Origin of the sequence: Pauljensenia sp. 27098_8_83 (assembly GCF_041432695.1) — a bacterium.
Classification (GTDB): Bacteria; Actinomycetota; Actinomycetes; order Actinomycetales; family Actinomycetaceae; genus Pauljensenia.
Map to the genome: position 1 here is coordinate 24,309 of NZ_JAPWAD010000005.1, position 19,225 is coordinate 43,533.

16 protein-coding genes are annotated in these 19,225 nt (G+C 68.1%); 1 reads left to right on the plus strand and 15 read right to left on the minus strand.

The genetic code is table 11. The features are described from left to right. Positions 1-43 precede the first annotated feature (43 nt). A complete protein-coding gene (locus O3656_RS03195) occupies positions 44-400 on the plus strand; it encodes a permease (protein ID WP_500062610.1) in 357 nt (118 codons plus the stop codon). Between the two features lie 109 nt (positions 401-509). Here O3656_RS03195 and O3656_RS03200 read toward each other — a convergent pair whose 3' ends face one another. From O3656_RS03200 to O3656_RS03270, 15 genes are all read right to left on the minus strand, one after another. After that, on the minus strand, positions 510-881 hold the full coding sequence (locus O3656_RS03200; protein WP_500062611.1) for a cupin domain-containing protein: 372 nt from the start codon (positions 879-881) through the stop codon (positions 510-512). Further along, a complete protein-coding gene (locus O3656_RS03205) occupies positions 878-1,699 on the minus strand; it encodes a class I SAM-dependent methyltransferase (RefSeq protein ID WP_500062612.1) in 822 nt (273 codons plus the stop codon). The genes O3656_RS03200 and O3656_RS03205 overlap by 4 nt, the downstream gene beginning before the upstream one ends. Before the next feature lie 80 nt (positions 1,700-1,779). Then, complete coding sequence (locus O3656_RS03210; protein WP_500062613.1) at positions 1,780-3,453, minus strand: phospho-sugar mutase; 1,674 nt, start codon at positions 3,451-3,453, stop codon at positions 1,780-1,782. A 5-nt stretch (positions 3,454-3,458) separates the two neighbouring features. Continuing rightward, entirely contained in the window at positions 3,459-4,112 is a 654-nt protein-coding gene (gene deoC / locus O3656_RS03215) for a deoxyribose-phosphate aldolase (protein WP_500062614.1), read from the minus strand. Between the two features lie 20 nt (positions 4,113-4,132). Beyond that, positions 4,133-4,840 carry a purine-nucleoside phosphorylase gene (gene deoD, locus O3656_RS03220; protein WP_016460265.1) on the minus strand — a complete coding sequence of 236 codons (708 nt, stop codon included), beginning with the start codon at positions 4,838-4,840 and terminating at the stop codon, positions 4,133-4,135. 112 nt (positions 4,841-4,952) lie between these two features. Then, positions 4,953-5,936 carry a sugar-binding transcriptional regulator gene (locus O3656_RS03225; protein WP_500062615.1) on the minus strand — a complete coding sequence of 328 codons (984 nt, stop codon included), beginning with the start codon at positions 5,934-5,936 and terminating at the stop codon, positions 4,953-4,955. 36 nt (positions 5,937-5,972) lie between these two features. After that, entirely contained in the window at positions 5,973-7,259 is a 1,287-nt protein-coding gene (locus tag O3656_RS03230) for a thymidine phosphorylase (protein WP_500062616.1), read from the minus strand. After that, the gene (locus O3656_RS03235) at positions 7,246-7,701 is read right to left on the minus strand and encodes a cytidine deaminase (protein WP_500062617.1); all 456 of its coding nucleotides are present in this window, start codon (positions 7,699-7,701) and stop codon (positions 7,246-7,248) included. Before O3656_RS03235 ends, O3656_RS03230 begins: the two co-directional genes overlap by 14 nt. Positions 7,702-7,709: 8 nt before the next feature. Beyond that, positions 7,710-8,990: an ABC transporter permease gene (locus O3656_RS03240; protein ID WP_500062618.1), complete on the minus strand. Its 1,281-nt coding sequence runs from the start codon at positions 8,988-8,990 to the stop codon at positions 7,710-7,712. Beyond that, positions 8,977-10,116 (minus strand): ABC transporter permease, encoded by a 1,140-nt coding sequence (locus tag O3656_RS03245; protein ID WP_500062619.1) that lies wholly within the window; start codon positions 10,114-10,116, stop codon positions 8,977-8,979. Before O3656_RS03245 ends, O3656_RS03240 begins: the two co-directional genes overlap by 14 nt. Continuing rightward, positions 10,113-11,678, minus strand: a complete 1,566-nt coding sequence (locus O3656_RS03250) for an ABC transporter ATP-binding protein (RefSeq protein WP_500062620.1) — start codon at positions 11,676-11,678, stop codon at positions 10,113-10,115. Before O3656_RS03250 ends, O3656_RS03245 begins: the two co-directional genes overlap by 4 nt. Positions 11,679-11,770: 92 nt before the next feature. Further along, positions 11,771-12,865, minus strand: coding sequence for a BMP family lipoprotein (locus O3656_RS03255; protein WP_048674610.1), 1,095 nt, complete (start codon positions 12,863-12,865; stop codon positions 11,771-11,773). Positions 12,866-13,017: 152 nt separating this feature from the next. Continuing rightward, on the minus strand, positions 13,018-15,321 hold the full coding sequence (locus O3656_RS03260; RefSeq protein ID WP_500062621.1) for a bifunctional metallophosphatase/5'-nucleotidase: 2,304 nt from the start codon (positions 15,319-15,321) through the stop codon (positions 13,018-13,020). 68 nt (positions 15,322-15,389) lie between these two features. Continuing rightward, positions 15,390-17,768: an ExeM/NucH family extracellular endonuclease gene (locus O3656_RS03265; protein WP_500062622.1), complete on the minus strand. Its 2,379-nt coding sequence runs from the start codon at positions 17,766-17,768 to the stop codon at positions 15,390-15,392. Between the two features lie 274 nt (positions 17,769-18,042). Continuing rightward, positions 18,043-19,167: a GuaB3 family IMP dehydrogenase-related protein gene (locus O3656_RS03270; protein ID WP_500062623.1), complete on the minus strand. Its 1,125-nt coding sequence runs from the start codon at positions 19,165-19,167 to the stop codon at positions 18,043-18,045. Positions 19,168-19,225: the final 58 nt, after the last annotated feature.

Here is a 19,225-nt window from a genome sequence, read left to right on the forward strand (position 1 = left end):
TTCGTGAAACGGCCGTGAAACGCTCGTCTTCCAAGGGGTTCCCGTGCACGTCGGACTGATCGCCGTCTTCCTGATTCTCGCCGTCGCTCTCATCGCGGGTGGCCTCTACCTCTTCATGTCGGGACTGACCGCGCGCGCCGGTGTGTGCCGTCCACCCCTGGGGCTGCGTCTTCAGGGCGTCGAGCCGGGCTCGCAGGACTGGGAGCGCGCCCACCGCGCCGCCTGGCCCATCCTCTTCGGCGGCGGCGTCCTGGGCACCGCCCACGGCATCGCCCTGGCCGCCACCACCCTCATGGACGCGCGCATCTCCGTGCCCATCGTCTTCATCGTCTCAGGGCTCATCGTCGAGGCCGGCCTCTGGCTGGTCGCCAAGGGTGCCGGCAAGGCGTCACTGAAGTAACGCTTCGCGGGGCGCCGCCGCCCCGCCCATCCCGCGCGGATACGACAAACGGGCCCCGGCCTCGTGCATCACCTCACGAGGACGGGGCCCGCCGCACAGTGTCGGAGCCTCAGGCCTTGGGGCGCTCGCGGCGATCGAGCATGTATAGGGCCATCTTCGAGGGCTCGAGCGCGCGCACGGCGTGCGGCAGGCGCGTGCCGAAGTGGATGACGTCGCCGGGCTTCAGGACGACGGTACGCCCGTCAGCCTCGATTTCGAGGGTGCCCTCGAGGGTATGGAGGATGACGGGCATCGCGGCGGTGTGCTCGCTGAGGATCTCGTCCTTGTCGAAGCTGAAGAGGACCAGGCGCACGCCCTCAGCGTGCATGACGGTGCGCGACACCGTGGCTTCCTCGTTGATCTGGATCATCGAGGCGATGTCCTGCAGGTCCGTCATGATGGGCGTGGGGACCTCGGTGTTCGATTCGGGCGACAGGCTCATTGGCTCTCCTTGGGTTTGCGCGCGACGATGGCGACGCCGCACAGGTGTCGATCATATTTCTTAAACGTGCGCGCCATCGTCGTGACGCGTTCACGCAGGTCTTTGTCCCGCGCGACGTTGCGCATGATGCGCAGCGCTCCGAGCACGCCCTCGTCGGCGATCATGCGGCCGGGCTTGAGGAGGGCCATCGGGGCCGTGCGGGTCTCTTCGACGACGAGGCCGACGTCCTCGAGTGCGCGCCTCCAGTCCGCGACCGTGAGGGGGCGGGCGTTGACGTTGATGGCGCGGGCGAGGGCGCGGCGAATCTCGGTGGCGGGTTCCTCTCCGATGGAGTCGGGGCGCATCGCCAGCTCGTGGATGACGTAGCGGCCGCCGGGTCGCAGGATGCGCGCGGCCTCGCCCATGATGGCGCGCTTGGCCTTCTCCCCCTGCATGGAGAGCATGGCTTCGCCGACGACGACGTCCGCGCTCTCGTCCGGCAGGCCGGTCTCGGCCGCGTCAGCATTGACGCAGTGCCCCACGCCCGAGGCGATGGCGTCCACGCGCGCAGCAGCGTTCGGATCGCGCTCGACACCCACGTAGGAGGCGGGGCCCACCTCAATAATCGCCGAGGCCGTGACGCCCAGGCCGGGCGCGAACTCGACGACGTCGGAACCGGGTAGGACAGCGCGCTTGAGAGCCCACGTGCTGAGGGCGAGTCCTCCGGGGCGCAGGACCGTCTTTCCGGCGCGCGCGAGGACCCAGTGGCCGGGCGCCTTCTCGACGGGCCGATCGGCGAAGGGCAGGGCCTCCGCCAGCGATTCACTGTGAGTTGCCATATACGCAAGTATAGCGTTGTCTATTTCTTCATGCAGGGCTACACCCACAGAAAATGCGCCGACGGCTCCCTTCCTCCGCGCTACAGGCCGATAATCTCGGCGAAAGCTCCCTTAATTGCGTCGAGGCGCTCGCGCGCCTGCTCCCAAGGCAGCGGCTCCCCGTCTGCGACCGGCAGGATCACCTCGAGGTAGCACTTGAGCTTGGGCTCAGTACCCGAGGGGCGCGCGATAACACGGTCCCCGGCCTCGGTGAGCACGAGGACGCCGTCCGTGGGCGGCAAACCGCGGTATCCCTGCGCCAGGTCCGAGACCTCGACGACGGGCGATCCGGCGAGAACGGTCGGCGGCTGGGCGCGCAGGCGCGCCATACCGCTGGAGATCTGCTCGATGTCGTCGACGCGGAAGGTCAGCGGCGAACTCACGTGCAAGCCGTGCAGTCGCGCCAGGCGCTCCAGCTCATCCCACACGCTGCGCCCCTGCGCCTTTAGCGAGGCCACGAGGGAGGCGGCGACGACCGAGGTCGCGATGCCGTCCTTGTCGCGCACGTGGGCAGGGTCCGGGCAAAAGCCGATGGCCTCCTCGTAGCCGAAGCCGAGGCCCGGTGCACGGGCGATCCACTTGAAGCCCGTGAGCGTCGTGTGATGCTCCAGGCCATGCGCGTGAGCGATACGCGAGAGCAGGCGCGAAGACACGATCGAGTTCGCGAGCGAGCCCGTCATGCCGCGCGAGGCCAGGAACTCACCCAGCAGCGAGCCGATCTGGTCACCGCTGAGCGGGCTCCATCCCGTCTCCGAGGTGGGGTCGGGCACCACAAGCGCGCAGCGGTCCGCGTCGGGGTCGACCGCGATGATGAGGTCTGCCCCCTGCTCGCGGGCCTGCTCGATCGCCATGTCGAGGGCGCCGGCCTCTTCGGGGTTGGGGAAGGGCACGGTCGGGAAGTCGGGGTCGGGATCGGCCTGGGCCGCCACGAGGGAGACGTTGGAGAATCCGGCCTCAGCCAGGACGCGCGAGGTGATCGCGGCGCCCACGCCGTGCATGGCGGTCAGGACGATGCGCAGGTTCTCGCGCGCCGAGGCCTCGCCCGAGGCCAGGGCGGAGGCGCAGGCCACGTATTCCTCGCGCGGGTCCACGGCCTCGATAAGGTCGTCGTCCATCGGGACCTCGTCCGCGGGCGGCGCGACCTCGATGGCGGCCGCGATCTCCGCGTCGAAGGGTGGGACGATCTGGACGCCGCGCCCGTCCCCCTGCACGATGCTACCGCCCAGGTAGACCTTGTAGCCGTTGTCCGGGGCGGGGTTGTGGGAGGCGGTCACCATGACGCCCGCGTCCGCGTCGAAGTGCAGCATCGAGAAGGAGGTGAGCGGGGTCGGGTTGGCCTGGGGCAGCGCGAGGACGCGCACCCCTGCGGCCGAGGCGACGCGGCAGGCGGCCGTGGCGAACTCGGAGGACCCGTAGCGGGCGTCGCATCCGACGACCAGCGTGGGGGTGCCCGTCGCGTGGCGCTTGACGACCTCGCACAGGCCGGCGGTCGCGCGGATGACGACCGCGAGGTTCATGCGGGACTCGCCCGGGCCGACGACGCCGCGCAGGCCTGCGGTGCCGAACTGGAGGGGGCCGTTCATGGCGGCGCTCACGCGGGCCGCCGCCTCCTCGTCGCCGCGCTCGGTGGCCTCAATGTCGGCGCTCAGGGCCGAGGCCGTGGCGGGGTCCGGGTCGTGGCTCGCCCACTGGCGGGCGCGCTCCAGCAGCTCCATCGTCTTTAGTCCTCCAGTCCTGCCAGGATGGCGTTGGTTGCGGAGACCCCCAGGCGGGAGGCTCCGGCCTCGATCATGGCCAGGGCCGTCTCGGCGTCACGGATGCCGCCCGAGGCCTTGACCCCCAGCGCGTCGCCGACCGTGGCGCGCATGAGGGCGACCGCGTGGGTCGAGGCGCCGCCCGCGGGGTGGAATCCCGTGGAGGTCTTGACGAAATCCGCGCCAGCGGCCATCGAGGCGGTGCACGCGGCGACGATCTCGTCGTCGGTGAGCGCGGCGGACTCGATGATGACCTTGAGGATGCGCGGGGCGGGGACGACGCGGCGCACGGCCGCGATCTCCTCCTCGAGGTCGTGGAGGCGCGCGTCCTTCACCAGCTCGATGTTGATGACCATGTCGATCTCGTCCGCGCCGTCGGCGACGGCCTGGGCGGCCTCGAAGGCCTTGACCTGGGGCTTGACCGCGCCCGAGGGGAAGCCGACCACGCAGGCGACCTTCAATCCCCCGGGAACGTCCAGGGGCAGCATCGAGGGGGACACGCACACCGAGAAGGTGCCGGCCGCGGCGCCCTCCTCGACGATGCGGGCCACGTCCGCCTTGGTGGCCTCAGGCTTGAGGATCGTGTGGTCGATGAGTGCGGCCACGTCACGCTTCTTCATGGAACTTCTTTCTTGTCGCATCACAGCTGGGCCAGGGGCAGGGCCAGCTCCATCATGGTGGTAAAGGAGGTCTGACGCGCCTGGGCGTCCGTGGCCTCGCCCGTCACCAGGGAGTCCGAGACGGTGAAGATACCCACGGCCTCGACGCCCGCGTGGGCGGCCGTCGCGTACAGGCCCGCGGACTCCATCTCGACCGCGAGCACGCCCATGCGCTGCCAGGCCTCGTTGAAGGTCGGGTTCGCGTTGTAGAACGTGTCGGAGGAGAGGATGTTGCCCACGTGGATCGGCACGTCGGCCTCGCGGGCGCGACGCACCACGTCCTCGATGAGGCGGAAGGAGCCGATCGGAGCGTAGGAACCAGGGATCTGGTACTGATCCAGGAACGCCGAGTTCGAGCAGGCGGCCTGGGCGACCACCACGTCGTACAGGTTGACGTCCGGCTGCAGGGCACCGCACGTGCCCACGCGCACGAGGCGCGTGCAGCCGAACTCGTGGATCAGCTCGTGGGCGTACAGCGAGATCGAGGGGATGCCCATGCCCGAGCCCATGACGGACACCGGGGTGCCGCGGTAGGTGCCGGTGTAGCCCAGCATGTTGCGCACGGCGTTGAACTGGCGCGCGTCCTCCAGGTAGGTTTCGGCGATGAACTTCGCGCGCAGCGGGTCTCCGGGCAGGAGGATCGTCGGCGCGATGGGGGCGGTGGGGTTGATGTGCGGTGTCGAGCGCATGTGTCCTCCTATGGTGTCGAGGAGCCCGGGGCTCCGTCGAGGCTTCTTTACCCTTGTCGCAAGGCTATGCCGTGCAATTGAAATGTGTCAACGAGTGGTTTGACAAATGTTCTCATCCACTTGGGGCGCGATCACGCACCCCGCGCGGGGTTGCCCCACGTGGCCGTTCCAGCAGCGCGAGGGCCAGGTCCTGGTCGACCACCAGGTGAGTGGCCAACCCCATGTGCAGCGCCGTCTCCAGCGCCTCCGCTTTCACACGCCCGCCAGCAACGAGCACCCTCACGGGGCGAGAGCGCAGCTCCTCGAGCGTGATACCGACCGTCCGGCGATCGACCGAGGCCAGGGCAACCGCGCCCTCGCGCGTAAAAAACCGCGAGCAGGCATCCCCAACCGCGTCGCGCATCAGGGCCTCCACCTCGTCGTCCTCGAGCTGGCCGAGGTTGAGCGAGAGGGCCTCACGCCCCAGGGAACCAACGGTAAACACCGCCACGTCCACACCGCGCCCCTCCTCCAGGATCCGCTCGATCAACCGGTCGCGGCGCACGATGGAGAGCATCGCCGTGTCCTGGAAGATCACGGGCAACGGCAGGTAACAGGGCTGCGCATTGAAAGCCTCGCAAAAAGCCCGCATGATCTCAAAATCGTGCGTCGCCCGCTCAGAAAACGACGTCCCGCCCTTGAGCTGGACGACGCGTACGCCCACGCGAGGGGCGCGGGGCAGGTGGGCCGCGAGCGCACTCATCGTGCGCCCCCAGGAAATCCCCACGCTCATGCCGTCGCGCACGAGCTGGGTGACGACATCGGCACCGACGCGGCCGACCTGCTCGATGGCCTCGCCCTCGGTCATATCGCGGCCGTGGGCGACGCGCACGCTCGCCAAGCCGAAGCGCTTCTCCAAGCGCAGGGCGATCTCCGAGGCGTCCTCGCGCGGATCGTGGATCTCGATGGTCACAAAGCCGCGCTCGCGGCCGTGGGCGAGGAGTTTGGCGACCGTGGGGCGCGACAAACCCATGCGGGCGGCGACCTCGGCCTGGCTCAGTCCCTGCTGGTAGTAGAGCTTGACGGCCTCAATCGACTGTTCGTCGCGCCTTTCCACGATTCCTCCTCCCTGCACGCTCGCGATTCCCCGGCGTTAGGACACCGTCTCCAGGACGACTCTGCGCGGCTCGGGGGTGACCCCGTCAGCGATCTCGATGGCGCCGGAGAGGGACTCCAGGGCGCGCTCGATGCGCCACTCATCGTCGGTGTGGAGCGTGAGCAGAGGCTGGCCCGCCGCGACGCTCTCCCCCGGCTTGGCGTGGATCTCGATGCCGGCGCCCGCCTGGACCGGGTCTTCCTTGACGGCACGACCGGCACCCAGCCTCCACGAGGCCACGCCCACGGACAGGGCGTCCATGCCGACGACGGTTCCCCCGGCCTCGGCGAGGACCTGGTGGGTGTGCGCGGCGCGCGGCAGCGGCGCGTCCGGGTCGCCGCCCTGCTCGCGGATCATCGCGCGCCAGCGGTCCATCGCACGCCCGTCCGCCAGCGCGGCCTCCACGTCAGCATCCCGGACTCCCGCAAGGTCGAGCATGTTGCGCGCCAGCTCGCACGTCAGCTCAATGACGTCGGCGGGGCCGCCTCCAGCGAGAACCTCGACGGATTCCTCCACCTCGAGGGCGTTGCCGATCTTTCGTCCCAGCGGCACGGACATGTCGGTGAGCAGCGCACGCGTGGCGACCCCCGCGTCGCGGCCGAGGTCCACCATCGTGCGGGCAAGCTCGCGCGCGGCGTCCAGGTCCTTCATGAAGGCACCCGAGCCGACCTTGACGTCCAGGACCAGGGCTCCCGTGCCCTCGGCGATCTTCTTGCTCATGATGGAGCTGGCGATGAGCGCGATCGACTCGACGGTCGAGGTGATGTCGCGCAGCGCATAGAGCTTCTTGTCAGCGGGCGCCAGGCCTGAGCCCGCCGCGCAGATGACCGCGCCGCAGCCGCGTCCCAGCTGAGTCATGATCTCGTCATTGCTCAGCTGCGCCCGCCATCCGGGGATGGCCTCGAGCTTGTCGAGCGTGCCGCCCGTGTGCCCCAGGCCTCGGCCCGAGAGCTGCGGGACGGCCACGCCGAAGCACGCGACCAGCGGCGCCAGGGGCAGCGTAATCTTGTCGCCCACGCCGCCCGTGGAATGCTTGTCGGCCGTCGGCTTACCGATGCCGGAAAAATCCATGCGCGCGCCCGAGCGGATCATCGCGTCCGTCCAGCGGGCGATCTCGCCCCGGTCCATGCCGCGCAGGAAGATCGCCATCGCCAGGGCGGCCATCTGCTCGTCCTTGATGACGCCCTTCGTGTAGGCGTCGATCGTCCAGTCGATCTGGTCGGGGCTCAGCACTCCCCCATCGCGCTTGACGCGGATGATGTCAACGGCATCAAAGAGTGCCATCGTGTCCTTCTTTCTCCTGGGGCGAGGCCGGGGTGGCGCCGGGGACGGACGACAGGTCGTGGGGTCCGAACGCGCCGGGCAGCACCTCGGTCATGGGGGCAACGCCGCCCGGCATGAGGACCAGGCAGGAGGGGCCGCCGTGCTCGTAGATCAGCTGACGGCAGCGCCCACACGGGGCCACCGGCTCCTCGTTGCCGTTGACGGCGACGACCGCGACGAGCGCGCCGCCACCTGAACGGATGAGGTCTGAGACCATGCCGCATTCGGCGCACAGGGTGACCCCGTAGCCGGCGTTTTCGACGTTACAGCCGCTGACGAGCCAGCCGTCGGCGGTCAGGCCCGCGGCCCCCACGGGGAAGTTCGAGTAGGGGCAGTACGCGTGCTTCATCGCGTCGATGGCCTCGGCCAGCAGGGCGTCCCAGTCAATTTCTGTTGGATCCATGCGGGTTCTCACTTCACGTAGGGGATGTTCTCGGCGGCGGGCGCGCGCGACTTGCCGACGAATCCAGCGACGGCCACGATCGTGACCACGTAGGGGATCATCGACACGAGGTCGGCGGGGATCGCGGGCTCGATGTTGGGCAGCATGCGCGCCAGGGCCTGCGCGAAACCGAACATGACGGCCGCGCCCATGGCTCCCAGCGGGTTCCACTTGCCCAGGATCATGGCGGCCAAGGCGATGTAGCCGTTGCCCGCGGAGATGTTATCCGTGAAGGCCAGGCCGGAACCGATCGTAAAGAACGCGCCGCCCAGGCCTGCGAAGGACGACCCCAGGATCGTGTTGAGGGTGCGCGTGCGCCCCACGTTGATGCCGACGGTATCGGCGGCGCGCGGGTGCTCACCGCAGGCCCGCAGGCGCAGACCCCAGCGCGAACGGAACAGGAAGAACGCCAGGGCGATGACGGCCGCGTACATCAGGTAGACGAGGATCGATTGGTTGAACAGGACCGGGCCGACGATCGGGATCTCGGAGAGGCCGGGAATCTTGATGTCGGACAGCGAGAACTGGTTGGTGTTCAGGCTCCCAGGGGAGTTCTTCATGATCGTCCCGTAGAAGAACGTCGTCAGGCCCAGCGCCAGGACGTTCAGGACGACGCCGACGATGATCTGGTCGACCCCGTACTTGACGGAGAAGAGCGCCAGCAGGGACCCCAGGGCAGCGCCCGCGAGGGGGGCAGCAACGAGGCCCGCGTATGGGGTCTGGAAGTACGAGGCCGCCATCACGCCCGCAAACGCGCCGACGAGCAGATCGCCCTCAATCGCGATATTGACGACGCCGACGCGCTCCGAAACGACGCCCGAGAGGGAACCGAAGATGAGCGGCGTCGAAATCGCCACGGTGGACACGAGGGTCGAGGTCAGGGTGACGACGCCCGTCGACCCGGAGCCCGCGTAGAACAGGAATCCCAGGATCGTCGACAACCCGACGACGGCCATCCCGCCGACGCGCGCCCACGCGGGCTGGGTGATGCGCCGCACGGTCGCGGCAATCGTCCATGCGGTAATCGCGATCGTCAGGACGGCGAGCACCCACACGATGGGGGCACCCGCGGTGACGATGTCGGGGATCGCGTACGACTGCGACTTGTCGTTCAGGCGCAGCGTCATGTCGCCTCGGGCAGCCGCCGCGAAGACGACGAGCAGCACGCAGGCCGCCACGTAGATGCCGGGCAACTTCCAGGAGCGCTTGGCTTCGACCTGCGTGACCACGGTGGACTCACTTGTGCTCATCAGCGTTCCCCTTTCGCGTCTGCGCGGCCAGCGCGCGCACATCGGGCAGACGGAACAGCCAGCGCACCAGCGCCGGCGCGGCAATCAGGAGGACGATCACCGACTGCAGAATCAGGATCATGTCGATCGGCACGCCCTTGGCCTGCATCGTGTAGCCACCCGCCTTAAAAGCACCAAAGAGGAGGCCCGCACCGAATGTTCCCCACGTCTTGTTGCGCCCCAGCAGGGCCACCGTGATCGCGTCGAAGCCGATCGAACCGGCCACGTCGCGCGAGACGTACCCGATGGTTCCCAAGGCCTCGTTCGCGCCAGCCAAGCCGAGGAACGCGCCCGAGAGGACCATCGTGATCGCCGTGATGCGCTCGACCGAAATGCCTGCCGTGCGGGCGGCTGCCGCATTCGCGCCGACCGCGCGAATCTGGAATCCCAGCGTAGAACGCTCGATGAGCCACCAGAAGAAGGCGAGGGCAACCAGGGCGACGATGAAACCGACGTGCAGCTTGAAGGGGGCGGGGAGCAGGCGCGTCAGAGCCGCGCTGTCCGCAACCTTCGGCGTCACCGGCTGGTTCGAACCGGGCACCTGCCACGCCTTCTGCGTGAGCGTGTACCCCAGACCCAGCGTCGCGATCGAGTTGAGCATGATCGTCACGATCACCTCGTTCGCGCCCGTCTTCGCCTTCAGGACGCCCGCGATGCCGGCGTAGAGGCCGCCCGCGACGACCGCGACGAGGAGGGCCACCAGCGTGTGGAGGACCGGCGGCAGGTTCACCGCGAAGCCCACCCACACGGCTGCGAGCGCTCCGACGATGATCTGGCCCTTACCGCCGATGTTGAACAGACCCGCCCGGAAGCCGAGCGCCAGACCCAGGCCCGAAATGATCAGCGGGATCGAATAGAACAGGGAATCCGTCAGCGGCTTGATCTGACGGACGAAGGTCGCTGCGTTGGGATCGACGATCGATCCGCGGAACATCGCGTAGTAGGCATCCAGAACGGATGCACCCGACAGCGCGATGAGGACCGCACCGATCACGAACGCAATGAGGACGGCCAGCACCGAGACAAACCACTGCGAGCCAAGGATCCGGGTGAGGATGCCCGGCCCGCTACTGGTGCGCGCGCTCATTGTTCCTCCTTCCTCTGCGCCCCGGTTTCCTGCGCGGAACCCGAGGAGGCGGCCACGGCCTCGTCCAAGGGGACGCCCGCCATCATCAGGCCGAGGACGTCGCGGCCCGTGTCAGCCGGGACGATGCCCACGATGCGGCCGCGGTACATGACGGCGATACGGTCCGCCAGCGAGATGACCTCGTCGAGTTCAGAGGAGATCAGCAGGACCGCGCAGCCCTGATCGCGCACGTCCACGATCCGGCGGTGAATGAACTCAATCGAGCCGACGTCGACGCCGCGTGTCGGCTGGTTGGCGACGAGCAGCGTCAGGTCGCGCGACATCTCTCGGGCGACGACCACTTTTTGCTGATTGCCGCCCGACAGGGAGGACACGGGATCCTCAATCGAGGTCAGGCGGATGTCGTATTCCGCTTCCTTGTCGCGGGCGTTGCGCGCAATCGCGCCGCGTTTCAGGGAACCGAACGAGGCGAAAGCCGAGGAGCGGAACTGGTCCAGCACCAGGTTATCCGCGATCGAAAACGAGGCGATGATGCCATCCGTCGAGCGGTCCTCGGGGATGAAACCGACTCCCGCGTCCAGGGACTGACGCGGCTTCGCACGCGTAATGTCCGCATTCTCGAGGCGGATCACGCCGCTGTCGGGGCTGCGCAGGCCCAGGATCACCTCCGCCAGCTCCGTCTGTCCGTTGCCCTGCACGCCGGCGACCGCCAGGATCTCACCGCGCGGAACGTCGAAGGACACGTGGTCGAGAAGCGGCACACCGCCCGCGCCGAGCAGGGACACGTCCTCGAAGGCTAGGCCGCCGCCAGCGGGACGCGCGGGCTCTTTCTCCACGCGCATGAGCACCTCGCGTCCCACCATCTGTGTGGCCAGCGAGGCCTCGGAATCGCTCGGGGACGCGTGCCCCACGACGCGGCCGCGGCGAATGACCGTGATCTCGTCTGCCACGGCGCGCACTTCGCGCAGCTTGTGGGTAATGAACACGATCGAGGTCCCGGCATCGGCGAGCTGACGCATGATCGTCATCAGCTCATCCGTCTCCTGAGGAGTCAGCACGGCCGTCGGCTCATCGAGGATGAGGACCTTCGCCTGGCGCGACAGGGCTTTGACGATCTCCACCCGCTGCTGCGCACCCACCGGCAGATCCTCGATGAGAGCATCGGGGTCCAGGTCGAAGCCGAAACGCGCCGACACCTCGCGTACCGTGCGCCGGGCGCGCTCTCGGCTGATAATCCCCGCCGGGCCGGTCGGCTCGAAACCCAGGGCAATCGACTCCGCGACCGTGAAGACCGGGATCAGCATGAAGTGCTGGTGCACCATGCCGATACCCGCCGCGACCGCGTCGCCCGGCCCCTTGAACGTCACGGGCGTACCGTCGATGAGAATCTCACCCTCATCGGGTGCGTGCATGCCGTACAAGACGTTCATGAGCGTGGACTTGCCCGCGCCATTCTCTCCGAGCAGGGCGTGAATATGCCCCTCCTCGATCGTTAAATCAATCGAGTCATTGGCGATGAGGGGACCGAACCTCTTCGTGATCCCCCGCAGCTCTAATTTCATTCCTTCGACCTTCCCCAGCTGGTGGGCGCACCCCGCCCCGATGCCCGTGTGGGGCCGACAGCGTCACCGCCGCCAGCCCCACACGCATCGCATCACTTCGGGGCGTTCTGCGATTCGATCACGAGCTTGCCGGACTTGATGTCGTCCGTGAGCTTGCTCAGATCCGCCTTCAGCTCGGCGGACACCTTGTCATCGAAATCGTGGAACGGAGCGATCGAGACACCGCCGTTAGCCAGGGTGCCCACGTACGGGGTCGCGCTGAACTTACCGTTCACGGAGTCCTGAATCGCCTGCTCGACCGAGGCGCCGATCTCCTTCATGACCGAGGTCAGCACGATCGAGGAGTAGTCGGGGTTTGCCTCGTACCAGTCGGAGTCAACGCCGATGATCCAGGTGTTGCCATCCGCCTTGGCGGCCGCAGCGGCGCCCAGGCCGACCGGGCCCGCGACGGGCATGATGATGTCCGCACCCTGGGAGATGAACTGCTGCGCCTGCTCCTTGCCCAGCGTCTGGTCGTCGAAGGACTGCGTAAAGGAGCCGTTCTGCGTGGCCTTGTCCCAGCCGAGCAGCTGGACGCTCGTCCCCTTGGCCTTGTTGTAGGCCGCAACACCGTCGGCGAAGCCGTCCATGAACACCGTCACCGAGGGGATCTGGATGCCGCCGAAGGTCGCGACCTTGCCGGTCTTGGTCATGCCCGCGGCGACGTAGCCCGCCAGGTAGGCGGCCTCGGCCGTGTTGAAGAGCAGCGGGCGCGCGTTCTCCACCGTCACCGTGTTGTTGTTGCCGTCGTTGAAGCTGGAGTCGACGAGGGCGTAGTGCAGGTCCTTATTCTCGTCGGCGGAGGTGTGGATGGCTTTCTCCAGGTTGAAGCCGACGCCGATGATCAGGTTGCAGCCGTCGGAGACCATGGACTCCACGTTCGGGTTGAAGTCGGCGTCCGAGTTGGACTCGGCCGTGTTGATCTGGATGCCGAGGCTGGACTGGGAGGCCTTGAGGCCGTCATAGGCGGACTCGTTGAATGACTTATCGTCCCAGCCGCCGGCGTCCGAGACCGCGCAGGCCTTGAACGAGCTGGCGTCCTTCGTCCCCGTGGACTGGCTGGTGGTGGCCCCTCCGCCGCCACCGCAGCCGGCCAAGGCGAGGGTTGCGACTCCCGCCGCGGCGAGGAGCTTCGTGAGGTGCTTCATGAGTGTTTTCCTCCGTTGATGTGGATTCTTCCTTGAACCGGTGGCGGCGCGAGCCGCGGATCGTGTCCGCGCAGCCATTGCGCGAACATTTGTCATGATCGACTTTTACGTCTGATCCGAGTGTCTCGCGCCGCCTCCGCGCCTGTCAAGGGCTACTTGTTCTCGCTTTGGTAACGATTGGCGCGGCGACGGGCGACCAGCCCGGCACCACCGATCGCTGCGACAAACAGTGCTCCGACCAGGCCCTCCGTGCCTGCGCCCGTGCGAGCCAGGGAGCTCTTGGGAGCCTTCGCGTTCTTGTGCTGCGTCGGAGCTGGCGCCTGGGTGCCAGACTGGGAACCACCCGCAGCATCGGCCGAGGGGCTCGGGGCGGGTGCCGACGTACCGGCACAGGTCACGGGGATCGTCAGGCCATCCGAGGCCTCGACGACCGTCGCGAAGTCCGTGGCAACCGTAACGGGCACGTTCACAACCTCGCCAGCAGCCTTGCCCTCGCAGGCGCCGACGACCGTCACGTCCACGCTCGCCTGGCCCGCGCCGTCCGTCGTGATGACCGAGGCAGCGTCGGAGGCATGCGCGTCCACGAGGGAGTTATCGACCTCGGCCACGGCCTGCGCTCCCCCGGCACTCACGCGCACCTTCGTGGTGATGGATGGCCCCTCGGAGAAGGACAGGCCGCGCAGCGGGATCGTCACCGTCGAGCCGTCGGCGACCGCCTCGGTGGGCAGGGTCAGGCCGATCGAGGACTTTGCCTCGCGCGGCGTCAGGCCGCCCGCGTCCTGGAGGGAGCGGGCCGCCGCACCCGAGTGCGCGCCCAGGTAGGCGTTGAAGGAGTCGCGGTCCAGGTTTCCGTTCGTGGTGGCCGCTCCCCCGCGGGTCAGGGCCTCGAAGGAGTCACCGCCAGCGAGCAGGAAGGTCACGGATCCGACCGTGTACGTCGCGTCGGCCTTCAGGGGTTCACCGTTGATCGTCACCGACGTGATGCGCTCCCCGTAGGGCCTCGCCGGATCGTAGGTGTAGCGCACATTCGAGGAGAGGCCAAGCTTGAGCATGGGCCGAGAGTTCTGCGAGTTCAGGTCCGTCTTCCACTGCTGCTCGAGCGCGTCCTTGACGTCCGATCCCTTGAGCGTGACGTATCCCAGCTCGTTGGAGAAGGGCTCGACCTCGTATGTCTGCGCGTAGGTGATCGTCCCATCCTCGTTCGGCACCAGGTCTGCGCGCAGGCCGCCCGCGTTGATCATGCCGATGTCGACGCTCTTGCCGTCCGGGGTGAGGATGGTTTCGCGCAGGGAGTCGGCCACCAGGTCGCCCAGGGAGGACTCGATGCCTCGGTTCGACCCGGGATCCGTGGCCCCCTCGGGGGTGGTGAAGACGCCGCGCCTGAAGGGCTGCGTGTACCCGGTGGCGACGACGCGCTTGCCGGCTTCCTTCGAGTCGGCCTCGGCCTTATCGACGATCGCCTGAGTGTCGGGGTCCGCACCGCACTGGGCGACCTCGGCGGCAGGGATGAGGATCGAGTCCGCACTGGTCACCTGGCGCGTCGCGGGGTCGATCGTCAGGCGGATGAGGCCCAGGTTGTCCGTGTAGGAGCCCGACGCGATGCCCGCCAGGCGTGGGTTCGCGGAGTTGAAGGCCTCGACCGAGTTCACGTGGTCGAACTCGTAGGGAACGTGCGTGTCCCCGCCCATGAGGCCGTCGACGTCCTTGCCGACCTTCGTGTAGTTGTTCTTCACGTCGTCGTCGAGCATGGCGATGACGACGTCGGCCTGTCCACTGGTCTTCAGCTTCGCAGCCAGGGAATTGATGCGCGCGATCGGGTCAGTGAATGTCAGGCCCTCCGTCGTGCCGGGGCTTAGCTTGTAGGGCACGTCCTGAGCAATTGCACCGATGAACGCCACCTTCATGCCCGAGGGCGACGTCCACACCTTGTAGTCCCCCAGATACGGGATGCCGTCACCGTAGGTGCCCATGCCCTCGATGTTGGCCCCCAGGTAGGGGAAGGTCGCCTGCACGAATTCGCTCGGGTTCGACCCGTCAACGCGCTGCTTGAAGACGGCCTGTCCCATGTCGAGCTCGTGGTTGCCAATCGTCGAGGCCAGCGGATTCATCGTGTTCAGGGCCGCGATGGTCGGGTTGTCCTTGAGCGCGCCCGAAATGTAGGGGGAGGCGCCGATATTGTCGCCCAGCAGCGTGAACGAGGAGTTGGGGTTCGTCGCGCGTGCCTTCTTCAGATAGCAGTTCATCGCGGGCAGCCCGGCCTCGCGCACGACGCCCTTCTTGGTGACCTGCTGGATGTGTCCGTGTACGTCCGTCAGGGTGTAGAGGTCGAGGGTGATCGGCGCGGCCTCGTCCTGTGAGGCCTCGTCCTGCCCGGCCGCGAGCGCTGCGGCTGGCAGGGACGCCAGGGAGAGGGCGGCCGCCGAGGCGAGCGCGAGTCGAGTCCATGGTCTGTGCATGGGTGTGTTCCTTTCATCGGGGCGGCGCCGGCGGCGCATCCTGCGTGGTGCGTGGGGAGTTTGTGGGGTCAGCCGCGGCGGCGAACGCGACGCGCGACGAGGAGGAGCCCGCCGCCCGCTGCGGCGAGGAGGACACCCAGGCCGATAGCCCGGTTAGCATCGGTGCCGGTGCGCGCCAGGTTGCCCCGGGTGCGGGTCTGGCGCGAGGGAGTCGTGCGCGTCGAGGCCGTGGTCCCCTGGACGTTCCCGCGCTGGGACGCCGGGGACGGGGCTTTGGACGAGGCCGGGGCCGGGCTGGGTTCATTGGTTGGGTCAGCGCTTGGGTCGGCACTCGGTGTCGGGGCAGGATCCTCTCCGCCGCTCAGGGTGAGCCCGATGAGCTCAGGGTTGTGATCCGAGGAGCGGTAGGGGTTATCGGCCTCAACGGACAGGAGGGCATTCATGCCGGCCCGCGAGTATTCGAAGGCGATGGACTCTTGGGCGTTGACGGCCCAGCTGGTCACCCCCGCGAGGAGCGGCTTGGCGGCCGCGTTGGCGAAGACGTGGTCGAGCGATCCCGAGCGCCCCGAGTAGACGTAGGAAGCCTCCCCCGCGCCCGACACGTGCGCCCAGCCCGCAGTTTCGAGGGCCTTGATCGGGTCCTCCTGGGAGTAGGAGTTGAAGTCGCCGACGAGCAGGGTCGGCTTGTCCGAGAAGCGAGCGGCGAAGGACGCCAGCGCCTCGGCCTGGGCGACGCGTATCGCGTTCGCGTTGCCCTGCCCGTCGCCGCTGTCCATATTGCCGGCGGGCGCGCCCTCCGGGACGGATCCCTTCGACTTGAAGTGGTTGGCGATGACCACGAAGGATGCGGGCGCGGATCGCTCGGCGGCGACGCGCGCGAACTCCTGAGCGAGAGGCTGGCGCGCCAGGCCCGTAAACGCCGGATCGTCGTCAATGAGCGACTCTCCAACGGGTGCGACGGTCGCGGGCTTGTAGATGAAGGCGACGCGGATGACGTCCTCGGCCTCGGGAACGGTCTTGGGCGAGGGCACGTACGCCCACGTTCCCGCTCCCGCCGCCTTGTTGAGGGCCTCGACAAGGCGCGCCAGGGATGCGTCGCGGTCCGTTCCCACGCCCACGGCCACCGGGTTTTCGATCTCCTCCAGGGCGACCACGTCGGCGCCCAAGGCGTTGATCGCCGAGACGATCTTGGCCTCCTGGTTCGCGAAGGCCTCGCGCGAGAACGCGCCGCGCACCTTGCACTTCTTCGCCGTCACGAAGGCGCCCGTGCGGTCGGGGTAGCCCGTGCATCCGGCCTCGTCGACGCCCAGGTCCGAGAAGTAGTTGAGGACGTTAAAGGTCGCCACGCGCGTGTCGCCTCCGACCGTGGGGGCGCTCGGGCGCTGCCCCGTGATAGTCACGGGAGAGCGGTCCGGATGCCCGGCGACCATCGACGTGGGTTGGAAAACGAAGGACCCGTGCCTGGGTTCGAGGACAACCGGCCCCGCGAAGGACACGTGGTAGCCGACGCGTGCGGGCGAGCCGTTGGCCAGGTAGGCGTAGGCGGCCTCGGTGGCGGCTCCCTTCAGCAGATTCGTGTTCGTGCCATCATCGAGGGCGATGACGCGCGCGGCATTGGCGGCCTCGTAGTCGCGGGCCGCCTGCCCGGGTGCGACCACGTCGGTGGCCGAGCGCAACGGACTCTCACCCGGGGTGAGGGCGAGCGTGCCGTACTGGTTCGTCTGGTAGTTGTCGGTGATGGTCCACGTACCCTGGGGAGCCAGGAGCATCGACTCGTAGGGCTCCGCCTGATCGGGGGTAGGGACGCCGGTCACCGGCGTAGGGGTCACGCCCTGGCAGCCCTCAACGTTACTCACGGAGGTCGCCGCCAACTGGGTGAGGCTCTGCGGGTTTCCCTTCGCGGTCGTCGCGGGGAACTCACCAACCGTTCCGGTGACGCGCACGCACGTTCCGACCGCTGGAACCTGGCCGTTCTTCCCCGCGTAGACAAACAGAGCGTCCGAACTCGCGCGTCCCTCATCCCACGCGCCGCCCGAGCCGGGGGTCTGGATCGTGTAGCCGTCCAGCGTCGCGTCCAAGCCGGACTCGGCGGCCGGGTACGCGGCGGTCACAACGCCGAGCGTCGTCACGGTGGCCCCCACCAGCGCGGAATCATCCCCCGCGCCCACGGCCTGGATGTCCGGGATCGGCGTATCGACGAGGCCTGGGCTGGCCTCCCCCGATTGCGCGGAAGTTTCGGGGGCGGAAGACTGAGCGGGCTGCGTCGGCTCCTCAGGCTGCGCCGCACCTGACTGGGCCTGCGTGCCCTCAGTCTGCGCAGCTCCCGACTGGCTTGCTTCCACCGCACCCGATTGGCCCGCATCAGCCGCCCATGCGGCGGGCACAAGCCCCATCGCGGAGAGCGCGAGCGCGCCGAGTACAGCTAGTGATCGTGTCCCGCACTTCATCGGGATGTCCTCTCAACCTCACCTCACCGTGAGGGGCCGACGAGCCCCGTGCCGCAGGCGTTTTACCAACGGCAACACGAGTTATGACAAGTGTAATCGCACGCACACGTGTGCGGAAGATGTTGAGAATATTCCCGAAAATACAAGGCGTTTCCGGGCGAGCGTGCACCCGACAGCGCGAAGCGGCCCCGACCTCGTCAAACTGAGCCGAGGTCGCGGCGCTCCCCTGGCCTCGGCATACCCAGCCCCGGCCTCGTCGCTGGGCGAACGAAGGTTAGGACGCCGAGTACGGGGAGACGACCACCTGGGCGCGCTGCAGATCCTTGACCTCCGAGTATCCCATCGAGGCCATGGTCCGCTTGAGCGCGCCAATAAAGTTCAGCGAACCATCCGCGCGGGTTGAGGGGCCATAGAGGATCTGCTCGAGCGTGCCCGTCGTACCCACGTGGACGCGCTGGCCGCGCGGCATATCCGGATGCGTCGCCTCCGACCCCCAGTGCCAGCCGCGCCCCGGAGCCTCCTCCGCGCGGGCGATGGCCGCACCCAGCATGACGGCGTCGGCGCCGCACGCAATCGCGCGCGACAGGTCACCGGAGCGGCCAATGCCGCCGTCCGCGATGACGTGCACGTAGCGGCCGCCAGACTCATCCATGTAGTCGCGCCGGGCTGCCGCCACGTCCGCGATCGCGGTCGCCATGGGCGCGTGCACGCCCAGGGACTGGCGCGTCGAATGCGCCGCACCCCCACCAAAACCGACGAGGACGCCGGCCGCTCCCGTGCGCATCAGGTGCAGGGCAGCCGTGTCCGTACACACGCCGCCGACGATGACGGGGACGTCCAGCTCGTAGATGAAACGCTTGAGGTTGAGGGGCTCGCGCCGCGACGACACGTGTTCGGCGGACACCGTCGAGCCGCGAATAATGAACAGGTCGACGCCCGCGTCCACGACCGCGCGCCAATGCTGCTGGACGCGCTGGGGCGAGAGCTTGCCTGCGACCACCACGCCGGCTTCGCGCAGCTGCTTAAGGCGCGCGGTAATCAGCGACGGCTTGATCGGCTCGGAGTAGATGCGCTGAAGGGACGCGATCGACTCCTCCTCACCCAGGTGAGAGATGCGCTCAAGGATCGGGGTCGGATCCTCGTAGCGGGTCCACAAGCCATCCAGGTCGAGCACGCCGATACCACCGAGGCGACCAAAAGCGATCGCCGTCTCCGGGCTCATCACCGAGTCCATCGGGGCCGCCATCACGGGAATGTCGACGTGGTAGGCGTCGATCTGCCAGCCCACGTTGACGTCCTCGGGATCCCGGGTGCGCCGCGAGGGCACGAGGGCGATATCGTCCAGCGTGTAGGCGCGGCGCCCGCGTTTGCCACGACCGATTTCCACTTCGTCGCTCATGACCCGATTCTACTGCCTCGGGGACGCAGATGTGCCCGCCCTCTGCCACACTGGAGTC